Below are 13,659 nucleotides of genomic sequence, written 5' to 3'. Positions count from 1 at the left end.
CCACAGCACCCCGCCCAGCCCCGCCAGCGCCGCGCCCGCGACGAACACGCCGATAAACAGGCGCCGCACGCGGTAGCCAAGCGCTTCGACCATCTCGCGGTTCTCCACGCCGGCGCGGATCAGCAGGCCGATGCGGGTGCGATTCAGCAGCAACAGCATGGCGATAAAGATCACCAGCCCCAGCGCCATCGCGATCAGCCGGTATTTCTCGATCGCGGCATCGCCCAGCAGCACCGCGCCGCGGAAGGTGGTGGGCACCTGCAGCGCGATGGTCTCGGGGCCCCAGATCGCCTTGATCAGCTGCTCGGCCACGATCATGCCGCCCATCGTGATCAGGATCTGCTTCAGGTGCTGGCCGTAGACCGGGCGCACCACCACGCGCTCGAAGAACAGCCCGACCGCGCCGGCTGCGACCATTGCGGCTACGATCGCCAGTGCAAACACCGACAGGTTCAACGCCAGGCTGTCGGCCTCGACCCAGCCTGCCAGTGGCAGCAGGACCGAGGCGGCCACATAAGCGCCCAGCGCGATGAAGGCGCCGTGGCCGAAGTTGAGCACATCCATCAGGCCGAACACCAGCGTCAGGCCCGACGAGACGACGAAGATGATCATTCCCATCGCGAGCCCGGCAATGGTCAGCGTGAGCCAGGTCGACGGGCTGCCGACCAGCGGATAGGCCAGCAGCATCAGCAGCGGCGCCAGCGCCAGCGGGGTCCAGTCGAGCCGTACCTTGGGCAGGTCCGACGGTGCGGCGGCCGGCAATGTCGTTGAAGTGGTCATGTGTGTTGTCCCGCGTTACTGGTGCGCCGCCAGCGACAGCCCCAGCAACTTCTGCTGCAGCCCGTCGTCTTCAGCCAGCGCCGCCATCGTGCCCGTGTGCACCGTCCGCCCATCGTCCATCACCGCCACCGTATCCCCCACCGACTTCGCCATATGGAAGTTCTGCTCCACCAGCAGGATCGACACCTCGGTCTGCTTGAGCTCGCGGAACACATGGATCATGTTCTGGATGATGGCCGGCGCCAGGCCCTTGGTGGGCTCGTCGACGATCAGCAGCTGGCGCGGCTCGATGATGGCGCGCGCTACCGACAGCATCTGCTTCTGCCCGCCCGACAGCACGCCGGCGCGCTGCTGCCAGAAGGTCCTAAGCGCCGGAAACATGCGGAACACCCAGTCCAGCCGGCGCTCGTCGATGGCGCCGGTGCGCGCTGCCAGGCGCATGTTTTCGGCCACGGTCAGGTCGGAGAACACGCTCATGTTTTCCGGCACGTAGGCAATGCCGGCCTGCGCGATCGCGGGCGTGCTGTGGCGCGTGATGTCGGTGCCGTCAAAGGTCACCGTGCCGGTGCTGGCCTGCCACAGGCCCATGATGGTGCGCAGCGTGGTGGTCTTGCCGGCGCCGTTGCGCCCCAGCAGCATGGTCACGCCGCCGCGCGGCACCTCGAAGCTGACGCCGTGCAGGATGTGGTACGGGCCGATATGGGTCTGCACGCCCTGTAAACGCAGGATCGGCCCGGTTGCTTGTGCGTCAGCCATGGCTGCCCTCCTCTTCCGGCATGCCCAGGTAAGCCTGCTGCACCACCGGCGAGGCGATCACCTCGGCCGGGTCGCCGTCGGCCACCAGGGTGCCGTTGTGCAGCACGATGATGCGGTCGGCCAGCGAGCGCACCACGTCCATCTTGTGTTCGACCAGCAGCACGGTCTTGCTGCGGTCCTGGCGGATCTCGCGGATCAGGTCAAGGATCACCGGCACTTCATCCACGCTCATGCCCGCGGTGGGCTCGTCGAACATGAACACGCGCGGCTGCAGCGCCAGCAGGATGCCGACCTCCAGCTTGCGCTGGTCGCCGTGCGGCAGCGAGGCCACCGTCAGCTGGCGCTTGCCGGCCAGCGCCACGCGCTCCAGGATCGCCATGGCCTGCGCCTGCACGTCGCGGTGGCTGGTCCACATCGAGAACAGGTCGATGCCGCGCTGCTGGCGCGCCTGCACCGCCAGGCGCACGTTCTCCAGCACCGACAGCTGCGGGAACAGGCTGGTCAGCTGGAAAGCGCGGCCGATGCCACGGCGCGTCTTCTGCGACACCGGCAGGCGCGTCACGTCCTCGCCATCCAGCAGGATCTGCCCGGCCGTGGGCGGCAACTGGCCCGAGACCAGGTTGAAGTACGTGGTCTTGCCGGCGCCGTTGGGGCCGACGATGCAGGTCAGCTCGCCGGGCCGGAACGCGCACGACACCGCATTGACGGCCACATGGCCGCCAAAGCGGATGGTCAGGCCGCGCGTCTCCAGCAGCGGCTGCGCCGCGGCGGCAGTCGCGCCGGCGTGCCCGGCGGCCGGCTGCGACGGCGCCGGCGCGGACCGGGTGAAGGATGCTGGCGCGTTCATCAGCGGTGGTTGCGCACGGGCACGGCCATTTCTTCGGGCTTGATCTCGCGCACGAGCTCAGGCACGCCCCAGGCGAAGGCCGGATCCACCTTGATCTTGAAGTGGTACATCGACTGCATGGCCTGGTGGTCTTCCTTGCGGAAAGTCATCTTGCCCTTGGGGGTGTCGAATGACATGCCTTCCATCGCCGTGATCAGCTTCTCGGTGCCGGTCTCGCCGCTGGTCTTCTTCAGCGCCTCCACCAGCGCGATGCCCGCGGTCATGCCGCCGGCCGTGAAGAAATCGGGCGGCGCCTTGAACTTGCTGTAGTGGTTGGACACCAGCCACTCATTGGCCTTGTTCTTGGGAATGCCGAAGTAGTAGTACGTAGCCCCTTCCATGCCCGGGAAGTTCTTGTAGCTGGCCATCGCCGGCAGGATGTTGCCGCCCGTGGCAATCTCGATGCCGTAGCGCTTGGGATCCAGATCCGCGATCTTGAACGGGTTGCCGGCACCGGCCCAGATAATGAAAATCACCTTGCGACCCGGCTTGTCCTTGAGCGAATCAAACAGCCGCTGCGCGCCTGCGGTGAAGTCCGTGGTGCTGGTCGGCAGGTATTCCTCATGCACGACCCTGGCGTTCTTCAGCGCGCCCTTGAAGGCCTTGACGCCGTCGCGGCCAAAAGCGTAGTCCTGCGCCAGCGTGGCGATCTGCACGCCCGGCTTGTCCAGCGCCACGGCGTTGGAGATTGCGTCCTGCGACGAGTTGCGGCCGGTGCGGAAGATATAGCGGTTCCACTTGTCGCCGGTGATCGAGTCGGCCACCGCGGGTTCGACCAGCAGTACCTTCTTGTATTCCTCTGCCACCGGCAGCATCGCCAGCGCGGTGCCGGAAGAGGTGGGGCCGACCGCGATATCGGCGCGGTCGTCGCTGTAGGCGGCGGCCAGCTGGGCCTTGGCCACGTCCGGCTTGCCCTGGGTGTCTTTCTCGATCACCACCAGCTTGTTGCCGTTGACGGTCATGGTGCCGTTGGTGGCGTATTCCAGACCCATCATCAAGCCGGTCTGGGTCTGCTTGGCGTAGGCCTCGAGCGCGCCGGTCTTGTCATAGACGTGCGCGATGCGGATGTCCTTGGCCAGCGCGGTGCCGGCGGCAAGCAGGCCGGCGGCCATGACCAGGGCACGTACGGCGAGTGGGTTGCGTTGCATTGCTGTCTCCTGTGTTCGGTCTCGTTTGTCTTTGTCTGGATGAAACCTGCTGCAACTGCCTGGGAAAGCTCTACAAACTATTCGCGCGCGCGCCCTGCCAGGAAGCACCGCATGCCGTCGGCAGTCTCGGCGCTGGCGATCTGTGCGACAAAGGCCGCGCGCTCGCGCTCAAGGCCGGCCGCCAGGGTGTCGGCGTCCCAGCGCAACAGCGCGCGCGTGCGGGCCACGCTGCCCGGCACCTTGCGCATGACGCCACGCGCCAGCGTCGCGGCATCGGCCTCGGCCGAACCCGGTGCGGCCAGCGCAGTCGCCAGCCCGAGCGCCGCCGCCTCCGGCGCGGCGACGATCGTATTGTTCAGCTGCCAGGCGCGCGCCCGCGGCGTGCCGACCAGCTGCGGCAGCATCGCGGTCCAGCCGCCGTCCGGGCTGAAGCCAACCACCGTGTAGTACGGCGCGATGCGCGCATCCCGCGCCAGCACCGCCATGTCGCACGCCAGCACCAAACCCAGCGAGCCGCCCGTCAGCCAGCCCTCCACCGCCGCCACCACCGGGCAGCGCAGCGCTGCCAGGCGCAGGATCGAACGGTTCAGCAGTGCCAGCAGCCGGTCGGCGTAGCTGGCTATCGCGTCGCCCTGCGCAGCGAATGCCGCGACATCGCCGCCGGTGGAGAAATTTTTCCCGGCATGCGTCAGCACCACGGCATGAATCGCCGGGTCGGCTTCAATCTCGTCCAGCGCGGCGAGCAGCGCTTCCAGCAACTCGGGCACCAGGCTGTTGTGCCGCTGCGGCCGGTTCAGGCGCAGCAGCGCCACGCCATCGGCGCGCGCCCACTGCACCAGGGGTTCTGCGTGGGCGTTCATCGCGGCTGCAGGCCGTGCGAGATCAGGTCGAAAGCGGTGTCGACCACCTTCTCCATCGAAGGCGGGCGCTTCCAGCGCGCATAGCGCATGCCCAGGAAGTTGCTGATGCCGATCAGGCACCAGGCGCGCACCTCGGCATCGCCGGGCACGATCTCGCCCTGCTCTTCGGCGCGCGTCAGGCGCCGGCTGTAGAGCTCGGCAAACACCTGGAAATAGCTGCTGTAGATGGTCTCATCGACCGAGTACGAATCAAGCACGATCCGGTACAGGTTCTTGTGGCGCGAAACGAAAGAGAGAAATGCCTTCAGCCCCAGGCGCTCGGCTTCCATCTGGGTGGCCGCGGCGGCAACGTGCTTGCGCAGGTGGGCGCGCACCAGTTCCAGCATGTGCGCGACCAGCGCGCGGAAGATGTCTTCCTTGTCCTTGAAATACAGGTAGAAGGTGCCCATCGCGACCTTGGCTTCCTGCGTGATCTCGGAGATCGACGCGGCGTAATAGCCTTTCTCACCGAACACCTTCTCGGCCGCGCGCAGCAGCGCCTCGCGCGTCTTCTGCCCGCGCGCGGTCTTGGGCGGGCAGATGCCGCCGGCATGACCGGGTTCGCGGGTTGCGCCGGGTTCGCGGGTTGCGCCGGTTTCGGGCGGTGCGCCCGTGTCGGTCTGGGACATCTTGTCTCCGGTGGCGCTGCGCGCCTTGTCATTGGAATGCCAGCCGCTTCATGTCTGCCGGCGCAGGCAGGTGCCTCCTCCGCGCCTGCCTGCGCCGGGAATCGCCACTCAGGCAAAACCTGATAGCTGATTCATGTTTCATCGTATAAATTGCCCACCGTGGATGTCAATAGAGAGGCACCCTCACCCGGTGGCATCCAGGCCGCTGCCCTTTACCCTCCTGCCAGGAGAGAACCGTCGTTGGACGCTTCCGATTCGGCATCTGCCGGCCCCGCTTCGCCGCCGTTCGCCAGCCACCCGGCACGCGGCGCCTTGCCAGGCTGGCGCGAAACCGGCCAGGGACGGCCGCTGCTGTTGCTGCACGGCTGGTCCGTCACCGGCGAGGCCTTCGACGGCCAGCGGGCGCTCGCACTGGCGGGAATCCGCGTGATCGCGCCCGACCATGCCGGCCACGGCCTGTCGCGCGAGCGCGACGGCACCACGATCACGGCGCTGGCGCGCGACGTCGCCGGACTGGTTGCGCACCTCGGGCTGACAGACGTGGTGGTCGCTGGCTGGTCGATGGGGGCGATGGTGGCATGGGCGCTGCTGCGGGACCATTCGGGTCTTCCGCTGGCAGCGGTCGGCAGCATCGACATGACACCGAGGCTGGTGACCGATGCGGCCTGGCCGCATGGCCTGCACGGCCACTATGAGATTGCGCACGCCGCGCAGATGGCGGCCCGCATCCGGGCCGACTGGCCCCGGCTGGCGCCGTCGGTCGCGCTGGGAATGTGGTCGGCGGGAAGTCGCCCGGAAGGCGCCGCAATGCAACGCATCGCGCACATGGCGGGCCAGTGCGATGCGTTGGCGCTTGCCGCTTTATGGGAAGACATGGCGCGCCAGGATTTCCGGGAGACATTGCGAGCCACCGGGCTGCCGCTGTTCCATTTGTACGGGGAAGCCAGCCGGCTCTATGCGCCCGCGGTGGGCGCCGCCACGCTCGCACTGCGGCCCGGGGCGGGATTCAGCGTGGTGGCCGGCGCCGGCCACAGCCCGCACATGGAGCAGCCGCAGGCGTTCAATGCCGCGCTGCTGGGCCTGATCGCCCGGGCCGCGTCAGGCCAGCAGGCGGTAAGTCCAGAGGCCGAACGCGGTCAGCAGCAGTGAGCCGCCCAGGTGCAGCAGCAGGTGCAGCGCCGCCCAGCCGTAGTCGCCGGCAATCAGGTTCGCCACCACCTCGCTGGAAAAGGTCGAGAACGTGGTCAGCCCGCCAAGGAAGCCGGTGATGGCCAGCAGGCGCCATTCCGGCGGCAGGCCCGCGTGCGTATCGAAGAACCCGACCGCCAGGCCGACCAGGTAGCCGCCCAGCAGGTTGGCCGCCAGCGTGCCATAGGGTAGCGCGGGATTGATCGCGTTCCACAGCACCGCGAAGCCCCAGCGCAGCCACGCACCCGCCGCGGCGCCTAGGCCCACGGCGACAAAGCCGAGCGACCCCATCAGGGCTGGCTCCCGCCCTGCTTCTCCGGTGGTGCGCCAGCATCGTCGCCGCTGGCATTGAACGATGCGATCCCCCAGCGCTGGAGGGCGGCTTCGTCGGTCACGCGGGCGTCGACCCAGCGCGCCCCTTCCGGGGTGTCCTCCTTCTTCCAGAACGGCGCTTCGGACTTGAGGTAGTCCATGATGAACTCGCACGCGGCAAAGGCATTGCCGCGATGCGCCGACGCCACCGCGACCATCACGATCTGGTCCAGCGGCTGCATCGGGCCGACGCGGTGGATGATGGTCACGCCCAGCAGCGCCCAGCGCGCGCACGCAGCCGCCTCGATCTGCGCCAGCGCCTTCTCGGTCATGCCCGGATAGTGCTCCAGCTCCATCGCGCTGACCGCGCTGCCGTCGCTGACATCGCGCACCGTGCCGATAAAGCTGGCCACCGCGCCGACCGCCGGATTGCCGGCACGCAGCGCCGCGACTTCCGCACCGAGATCGAAATCCTCACGCTGCACCCTGACGCTCATCTCAGCCTCCGGTCACTGGTGGGAAAAAGGCGACTTCGCAGCCGTTGGCAATCGCCGTATCGGGGCGCGCCACCGCATGGTCGACGGCCATGCGCAGCGCGCGGCCTTCGGCTAGAGTTTCGGCCCAGGGGCCGCCGCGCTGAATCAGCCAGTGGCGTAATTCGCCCACGGTGCGCACCTCGGCCGGCACCTCGGCGCGCTCTTCGGCCACGCCCAGTTGCTCGCGCACGCTGGCAAAGAATCTGAGTTCGATGATCATCACTGCTTCTGCGTCCTGGTAATACGGGCCGGCTACGCGAGCAGGCCGTCAAACGGAATGAACTGCACGGTATCGCCGCGCGCGATCGGCTGGTTGGGCGGATTGTCGATCAGGCCATCGCCCCATACGGTGGAGGTCAGCACGCCCGAGCTCTGGTTGGGGAACAGGTCCAGCCCCCCCTCGGCATTGATGCGAGCGCGCAGGAACTCATTGCGGCGGTCGCCCTTCTTCAGCTCGAAATCCGCGCGCAGCGGCAGGCGCCGCGGGGTCACGCCGGCCACGCCCTGCAGGCGCAGGATGAACGGGCGCACGAACAGCAGGAAGGTCACGAAGCTGGACACCGGGTTGCCCGGCAAACCCAGGAAGAACGCCGGCTCAGCATCGTTGTTGACCTGCCCGAACGCCAGCGGCTTGCCCGGCTTGATCGCGATCTGCCACATGTCGAGCCGTCCTTCGGCCTCGACCGCGGGCTTGATATGGTCTTCCTCGCCGACCGAAACACCGCCCGAGGTGATGATCAGGTCGTGCCCCTGCGCCGCACGGCGCAGCGTCTCGCGCGTGGTGGCCAGTGTGTCGGGAACGATGCCGAAGTCGCTGACCTCGCAGCCCAGGTTTTCCAGCAGGCCGCGCAGCGTGAAGCGGTTGGAGTTGTAGATGGCGCCCGGCTTGAGCGGCTCGCCCGGCATCGCCAGCTCGTCGCCGGTGAAGAACACGGCCACGCGCACGCGCCGCACCACGTCCAGCTTCGCCTGGCCGACCGATGCGGCCAGCCCCAGCGCCTGCGGCGTCAGCCGCGTGCCGGCCGGCAGGATCACGCTGCCGGCTTCGATATCCTCGCCCGCGCGCCGCACCCATTCACCGGATTGCGGCACGTGGTTGACGATCACGTCCTCGCCCTCGGCGGTGCATTGCTCCTGCATCACCACGGCGTCGGCGCCCGGCGGGATCAGCCCGCCGGTGAAGATGCGCGCGGCGGTGCCGGGTTCCAGCGCGGTGCCGACATGGCCGGCGGGAATCCGTTGCGACACGCGCAGCCGCGTGCCGGCAGCGGGCACATCGCCCGCGCGCATGGCGTAGCCGTCCATCGAGGTATTGTCTGCCGGCGGCACGCGCAGCGTGCTGGTCACGGGCGCGGCCAGCACGCGGCCGTTGGCGTGGAGCGTGTCGATGGATTCAAGCTGCGCCAGCGGACGGGCGGCGCCGAGCAGCGCGTCGAGCGCCTGGGCCATGGTCAGCATCGGGGGGCGGGAAGGTGCTGCGGCTTGGGTCATGGTGCGATGTGGGAAAGTGTTGGCCCACGAAAAACGGCCCGCGCATTGCCGGCACCCACTTGGTTGGGGCAGGCAATCCGGGGGCCGGAGATCGGGCCCGCAGCCTGATTGTAGCGAGTTGGCGCGGGCCCGGCATGCGGCAGCGCCGCAGCGGGCTGCACGCGCCCGCGCGCTTACAGGCCGGTGTGGCCGGCGATGTAGGCCTTGACCTGCGCGGCGTCGGCCGGCATCACTTCAAAGCGCTGCGGCAGGCTCTCGATGCCCTCGAACCTGGCCGGGCGCTCCGGCTCGTGGCCAAGCGCTTCGCGGATGGTGTCGGCGAACTTGGCCGGCAGCGCGGTTTCCAGCACCACCATCGGCACGCCGGCGCCGAGATGCTCGCGCGCCACCTTGACGCCATCGGCGGTATGGGTATCGATGGTGATACCGTAGCGCGACGACAGGTCGCGGATGGTGGCCACGCGGTCGTCATGCGTGCTGCGGCCCGAGACAAAGCCGAACTCGCGGATGCGGTCGAATTCCGGCGTGCCCGACAGGTCGAAGCCGCCCTTCTCTTCCACGTCGCGGAACAGCGCCACCAGCTTGCCGGCGTCCTGGCCGAGCAGGTCGAACACGAAGCGCTCGAAGTTCGAGGCCTTGGAAATATCCATGCTCGGGCTCGAGGTGTGGTACGTCTCGGCCGACTTGCGCACGCGGTAGGCACCGGTGCGGAAGAACTCGTCGAGCACGTCGTTCTCGTTGGTGGCCACTACCAGCTTGTCGATCGGCAGGCCCATCATGCGCGCGATATGGCCGGCGCAGACGTTGCCGAAGTTGCCCGACGGCACGCAGAACGAGACCTTCTGGCCGGGGCCGCTGGTCGCCAGCAGCCAGCCCTTGAAGTAGTACACCACCTGGGCCACGACGCGCGCCCAGTTGATCGAGTTGACGGTGCCGATCTTCTGGCGCGCCTTGTAGTCGAGGTCGTTGGAGACCGCCTTGACGATGTCCTGGCAGTCGTCGAACACGCCTTCGACGGCGAGGTTGAAGATGTTGGCGTCCTGCAGGCTGAACATCTGCGCGGTCTGGAACGCGCTCATCTTGCGGTGCGGGCTCAGCATGAACACGCGGATGCCGCGCTTGCCGCGCATGGCGTATTCTGCCGCGCTGCCGGTATCGCCGGAAGTCGCACCCAGGATGTTCAGCTCCTGCCCGGCGCGGCCCAGCGCGTACTCGAACAGATTGCCGAGCAGCTGCATCGCCATGTCCTTGAAGGCCAGCGTCGGGCCGTTGGACAGGCCCAGCAGTTGCAGCCTGGTGCCGCCCTCTTCACCGAGCGTGCGCAGCGGCGTGATGTCGGCGGTGTTGTCGCCTTCGCGCGCATTGCAGTACACCTCGGGCGTATAGGTCTTGCGCGTCAGCGCGCGCAGGTCTTCGGCAGGAATATCGTCGCAGAACTTGCGTAGGATCTCGTAGGCCAGGTCGGCATACGACAGCTTGCGCCACGCTTCGAGCTCATCGGCGGTGACTTGCGGGTACTGGGTAGGCAGGTACAGCCCGCCGTCCGGCGCCAGGCCGCCCAGCAGGATCTCGGAAAACGATTGCGGCATCTCATGGCCGCGGGTCGACTGGTATTTCATGTGAATCAGCAGGTCCGGCCCTTAGTTCAGTTCTTCCATGCGCAGGCGCGTCACGGCGGACAGCACGGTGGGCAGCGCCTCGATCTTGGCGATCGCCGCGTTGACGTGCTTCTCGCGCGTGATGTGCGTGAGGATGATGATGTCGGTCTGCGGCTCGCCTTCGCGCGATTCCTTCTGCAGCATGGCGTCGATCGAGATGCCGCCCTCGGCCAGGATGCGGGTGATCTCGGCCAGCACGCCGGTCTCGTCGGCCACGCGCATGCGCAGGTAGTACGAGCTGTTGATCTCTTCGATCGGCAGCACCGGCACGCTCGACAGCTCATCCGGCTGGAACGCCAGGTGCGGCACGCGATGGTTCGGGTCGGCGGTGTGCAGGCGGGTCACGTCGACCAGGTCGGCAATCACGGCCGAGGCGGTCGGCTCGGCGCCGGCGCCCTTGCCGTAGTAGAGCGTCGCGCCCACGGCGTCGCCCTGCACCAGCACCGCGTTCATCGCACCTTCGACGTTGGCGATCAGGCGCGAGGCCGGCACCAGCGTCGGATGCACGCGCAGCTCGACACCGTCGTCGCGGCGGCGGGTGATGCCCAGCAGCTTGATGCGGTAGCCCAGTTCCTCGGCGTACTTGATGTCGATGGCTGACAGCTTGGTGATGCCTTCCACGTGGGCCTTGTCGAACTGCACCGGCATGCCGAAGGCGATCGCGCTCATCAGCGTGACCTTGTGCGCGGCATCGACGCCTTCGATGTCGAAGGTCGGGTCGGCTTCGGCGTAGCCGAGCTGCTGCGCTTCCTTCAGCACCACGTCGAAATCGAGGCCCTTGTCGCGCATCTCGGACAGGATGAAGTTGGTGGTGCCGTTGATGATGCCGGCGATCCACTGGATGCGGTTGGCGGTCAGGCCTTCGCGCAGCGCCTTGATGATGGGGATGCCGCCGGCGACGGCAGCCTCGAACGCCACGATCACGCCCTTGCGGCGCGCGGCTTCGAAGATCTCGTTGCCGTGCACGGCCAGCAGCGCCTTGTTGGCGGTGACCACGTGCTTGCCGTTCTCGATCGCCTTGAGCACCAGCTCGCGCGCGATGCCGTAGCCGCCGATCAGTTCGATGACGATGTCGATGTCGGGGCGGTTGACCACCTCGTTGGCATCGCTGACGATCTCCACTTCCCCGTTGGTCAGTTCGCGCGCGCGTTCGGTGTTGAGATCGGCCACGATGGCAATCTCGATGCCGCGGCCGGCGCGGCGGCGAATTTCTTCCTGATTGCGCTTGAGCACGTTGAACGTGCCGCTACCGACGGTACCGATGCCGAGCAGGCCAACTTTGATGGGGTTCATGGACAATCTTCTGAGTTGCTAAGGATGAATTGCGGCGCGGCCCGCGAAATCAGGCCGCTACCTTGCCGTGGCGTTTTCGGTACGCCTCGAGGAAGCGCGCGATGCGGCCGATGGCCTCGCGCAGGTCTTCCTCGTGCGGCAGGAACACGATGCGGAAATGATCGGGCTTGGCCCAGTTGAAGCCCGAGCCCTGCACCAGCAGCACCTTGGACTCCTGCAGCAGTTCGTAGATGAACTCCTGGTCGTCCTGCACCGGGTACATCGACAGGTCGAGCTTGGGAAACAGGTAAAGCGCCGCCTTGGGCTTGACGCAGGTAACACCCGGGATCGCGGTGATCAGCTCGTAGGCCAGGTCGCGCTGGCGGCGCAGGCGCCCGCCTTCGTTGACCAGGTCGTTGATGCTCTGGTAGCCGCCCAGCGCGGTCTGGATCGCCCACTGGCCCGGAACGTTGGCGCACAGGCGCATCGACGACAGCATGTTCAGGCCTTCGATATAGTCGATGGCCGGGCGCTTGTCGCCCGACACCACCATCCAGCCGGCGCGGTAGCCGCACGAGCGGTAGTTCTTCGACAGGCCGTTGAAGGTCACGGTCAGCACATCGGTCGAGAGCGAGGCGATCGAGGTGTGGGTGTGGCCGTCGTACAGGACCTTGTCGTAGATCTCGTCGGCATAGATGATCAGGCCGTGCTCGCGCGCGATGGCGACGATCTCGAGCAGCAGCTCGTCCGAATACAGCGCCCCGGTGGGGTTGTTCGGGTTGATGATGACGATGGCCTTGGTATGCGGCGTGATGCGGGCGCGGATATCGGCCGGATCGGGCATCCAGTCATTGGACTCGTCGCAGATATAGTGCACCGGCGTGCCGCCCGAAAGGCTCACCGCGGCGGTCCACAGCGGGTAGTCCGGCGCCGGCACCAGCACTTCGTCGCCGGCATTGAGCAGCGCGTTGACGGCCATCACGATCAGTTCGGAGGCACCGTTGCCGACATAAATATCGTCCAGGCCAACGCCTTCGATATTTTTTTGCTGGGTATAGTGCATGATCGCCTTGCGTGCGGCGAAAATTCCCTTGGAATCAGAATAACCTGCCGAATTCGGCAGGTTTCGCATCATGTCCTGCTGAATCTCTTCCGGCGCGTCAAAGCCGAACACGGCCAGGTTGCCGATATTCAGCTTGATGATCTTGTGCCCTTCTTCCTCCATCTGCTTGGCCTTTTCCAGCACCGGTCCGCGGATGTCGTAGCAAACGTTATTGAGTTTGTTGGATTTCTGGATGGGTTTCACGGCGATGTCGGGCAAGCGTAGCGTGCCGCGTCGGCGGCACCGGACAGGGAATCTGGGCGAATCTGAATTAATGCCGAAGCCCCGTGCGGAAGCCCCGCGCCGGGGCGACGTCCGCTGCAATGCAACGCGAACGTGGCAGACAGGGAGGCAAAAGCTATAATTTATCGGATTATGACAGACTTCGGCAGGGATTCTTGCATTGCAGCGTGCGCTTGCCGCGCACACGCCAGGCGCCTGCGCACTGTCGTCCATCCTGTCGTCCACACCGTACCCGCCCGGGGTGCCGGCCATCCGCCCCACGGGCCGGCCCGCCAGCCCGCGGCGGCCGCCGCAGAGGCCTCCAAGTGAAACTCCACGCCGACCAGCCCCAGTCGCTCAATACCGTCACGGCCTACGGGCCGGGCTACATCGAGATCAACCTCGTCCGTCACACCAACTCGGTCCTGGTCATGCCCGAGGGCGAAGTCCGGCCCTGGCCGGTCAGCCGCTTCGAAGACCTGGAACCCGCGCATTTCGAGCAGCTGGTGGAACTCGGCCCCGAAGTGGTGCTGCTCGGCACCGGCTCGCGGCTGCGCTTCCCGCACCCGCGCCTGACCGCGTCGCTGTCACGCCGCCATGTCGGGGTGGACGCCATGGACCTGCAGGCCGCCTGCCGCACCTACAACATCCTGATGGCGGAAGGTCGCAAGGTGGCGGCGGTGCTGCTGCTCGAACCCGAAGCCGCCTGATCTTTGCAAAAGTTGAGCCGGCGCCACGCTTGAAGTCCGGCAGGGCGCCCCAATCTGCCCCGCCAAGGTG

At 67.0% G+C, this 13,659-nt stretch carries 15 protein-coding genes; 2 read left to right on the top strand and 13 right to left on the bottom strand.

Going from position 1 to position 13,659, the window contains the following annotated elements; genetic code table 11:
• The 6 genes from AC3WON_RS29905 to AC3WON_RS29880 all read right to left on the bottom strand — a co-directional run.
• Positions 1 to 780, bottom strand: a 780-nt coding sequence (locus AC3WON_RS29905; protein WP_492353355.1) for a branched-chain amino acid ABC transporter permease, incomplete at its 3' end; no start/stop codon positions are given.
• Positions 781 to 795: 15 nt separating this feature from the next.
• Positions 796 to 1,536, bottom strand: coding sequence for an ABC transporter ATP-binding protein (locus tag AC3WON_RS29900; RefSeq protein WP_492319955.1), 741 nt, complete (start codon positions 1,534 to 1,536; stop codon positions 796 to 798).
• On the bottom strand, positions 1,529 to 2,290 hold the full coding sequence (locus tag AC3WON_RS29895; RefSeq protein ID WP_041227982.1) for an ABC transporter ATP-binding protein: 762 nt from the start codon (positions 2,288 to 2,290) through the stop codon (positions 1,529 to 1,531). Before AC3WON_RS29895 ends, AC3WON_RS29900 begins: the two co-directional genes overlap by 8 nt.
• 92 nt (positions 2,291 to 2,382) lie before the next feature.
• Complete coding sequence (locus AC3WON_RS29890) at positions 2,383 to 3,570, bottom strand: substrate-binding domain-containing protein (protein WP_492319954.1); 1,188 nt, start codon at positions 3,568 to 3,570, stop codon at positions 2,383 to 2,385.
• Between the two features lie 77 nt (positions 3,571 to 3,647).
• Positions 3,648 to 4,430, bottom strand: coding sequence for an enoyl-CoA hydratase/isomerase family protein (locus AC3WON_RS29885; RefSeq protein WP_492319953.1), 783 nt, complete (start codon positions 4,428 to 4,430; stop codon positions 3,648 to 3,650).
• Positions 4,427 to 5,098, bottom strand: coding sequence for a TetR/AcrR family transcriptional regulator (locus AC3WON_RS29880; RefSeq protein WP_492319952.1), 672 nt, complete (start codon positions 5,096 to 5,098; stop codon positions 4,427 to 4,429). Before AC3WON_RS29880 ends, AC3WON_RS29885 begins: the two co-directional genes overlap by 4 nt.
• A 240-nt stretch (positions 5,099 to 5,338) precedes the next feature.
• Here AC3WON_RS29880 and AC3WON_RS29875 point away from each other — a divergent pair, with 240 nt between their 5' ends.
• Complete coding sequence (locus tag AC3WON_RS29875) at positions 5,339 to 6,247, top strand: alpha/beta fold hydrolase (protein ID WP_492353354.1); 909 nt, start codon at positions 5,339 to 5,341, stop codon at positions 6,245 to 6,247.
• Here AC3WON_RS29875 and crcB read toward each other — a convergent pair.
• The 7 genes from crcB to AC3WON_RS29840 form a co-directional block, all read right to left on the bottom strand.
• Positions 6,197 to 6,577, bottom strand: coding sequence for a fluoride efflux transporter CrcB (gene crcB / locus AC3WON_RS29870; protein ID WP_492319950.1), 381 nt, complete (start codon positions 6,575 to 6,577; stop codon positions 6,197 to 6,199). The genes AC3WON_RS29875 and crcB overlap by 51 nt on opposite strands.
• Positions 6,577 to 7,095 (bottom strand): molybdenum cofactor biosynthesis protein MoaE, encoded by a 519-nt coding sequence (locus AC3WON_RS29865; protein WP_011615581.1) that lies wholly within the window; start codon positions 7,093 to 7,095, stop codon positions 6,577 to 6,579. The genes crcB and AC3WON_RS29865 overlap by 1 nt, the downstream gene beginning before the upstream one ends.
• Before the next feature lies 1 nt (position 7,096).
• Entirely contained in the window at positions 7,097 to 7,354 is a 258-nt protein-coding gene (gene moaD / locus AC3WON_RS29860) for a molybdopterin converting factor subunit 1 (RefSeq protein ID WP_492319949.1), read from the bottom strand.
• A 32-nt stretch (positions 7,355 to 7,386) separates the two neighbouring features.
• On the bottom strand, positions 7,387 to 8,625 hold the full coding sequence (locus AC3WON_RS29855) for a molybdopterin molybdotransferase MoeA (protein ID WP_492319948.1): 1,239 nt from the start codon (positions 8,623 to 8,625) through the stop codon (positions 7,387 to 7,389).
• A 173-nt stretch (positions 8,626 to 8,798) separates the two neighbouring features.
• Positions 8,799 to 10,244: a threonine synthase gene (thrC, locus tag AC3WON_RS29850; RefSeq protein ID WP_492353353.1), complete on the bottom strand. Its 1,446-nt coding sequence runs from the start codon at positions 10,242 to 10,244 to the stop codon at positions 8,799 to 8,801.
• A 21-nt stretch (positions 10,245 to 10,265) separates the two neighbouring features.
• On the bottom strand, positions 10,266 to 11,576 hold the full coding sequence (locus AC3WON_RS29845) for a homoserine dehydrogenase (protein ID WP_010810475.1): 1,311 nt from the start codon (positions 11,574 to 11,576) through the stop codon (positions 10,266 to 10,268).
• 49 nt (positions 11,577 to 11,625) lie between these two features.
• Positions 11,626 to 12,861 carry a pyridoxal phosphate-dependent aminotransferase gene (locus AC3WON_RS29840; protein WP_492319946.1) on the bottom strand — a complete coding sequence of 412 codons (1,236 nt, stop codon included), beginning with the start codon at positions 12,859 to 12,861 and terminating at the stop codon, positions 11,626 to 11,628.
• 344 nt (positions 12,862 to 13,205) lie between these two features.
• Here AC3WON_RS29840 and AC3WON_RS29835 point away from each other — a divergent pair, with 344 nt between their 5' ends.
• Complete coding sequence (locus AC3WON_RS29835; protein WP_018309168.1) at positions 13,206 to 13,589, top strand: Mth938-like domain-containing protein; 384 nt, start codon at positions 13,206 to 13,208, stop codon at positions 13,587 to 13,589.
• The last annotated feature ends 70 nt before the right edge of the window (positions 13,590 to 13,659 follow it).

It is taken from the genome of Cupriavidus sp. FW305-46, from assembly GCF_058787075.1.
Note: the sequence above shows the minus strand (reverse complement) of the source record. Positions and strands in the feature narration are given on the sequence as shown.

Bases quoted from the DNA above. Each gene is read 5' to 3' on its own strand.
- AC3WON_RS29900 (WP_492319955.1), bottom strand. From the start codon at position 1,536: ATGGCTGACGCACAAGCAACCGGGCCGATCCTGCGTTTACAGGGCGTG.
- AC3WON_RS29890 (WP_492319954.1), bottom strand. From the start codon at position 3,570: ATGCAACGCAACCCACTCGCCGTACGTGCCCTGGTCATGGCCGCCGGC.
- AC3WON_RS29885 (WP_492319953.1), bottom strand. From the start codon at position 4,430: ATGAACGCCCACGCAGAACCCCTGGTGCAGTGGGCGCGCGCCGATGGC.
- AC3WON_RS29880 (WP_492319952.1), bottom strand. From the start codon at position 5,098: ATGTCCCAGACCGACACGGGCGCACCGCCCGAAACCGGCGCAACCCGC.
- crcB (WP_492319950.1), bottom strand. From the start codon at position 6,577: ATGGGGTCGCTCGGCTTTGTCGCCGTGGGCCTAGGCGCCGCGGCGGGT.
- AC3WON_RS29865 (WP_011615581.1), bottom strand. From the start codon at position 7,095: ATGAGCGTCAGGGTGCAGCGTGAGGATTTCGATCTCGGTGCGGAAGTC.
- moaD (WP_492319949.1), bottom strand. From the start codon at position 7,354: ATGATCATCGAACTCAGATTCTTTGCCAGCGTGCGCGAGCAACTGGGC.
- AC3WON_RS29855 (WP_492319948.1), bottom strand. From the start codon at position 8,625: ATGACCCAAGCCGCAGCACCTTCCCGCCCCCCGATGCTGACCATGGCC.
- thrC (WP_492353353.1), bottom strand. From the start codon at position 10,244: ATGAAATACCAGTCGACCCGCGGCCATGAGATGCCGCAATCGTTTTCC.
- AC3WON_RS29845 (WP_010810475.1), bottom strand. From the start codon at position 11,576: ATGAACCCCATCAAAGTTGGCCTGCTCGGCATCGGTACCGTCGGTAGC.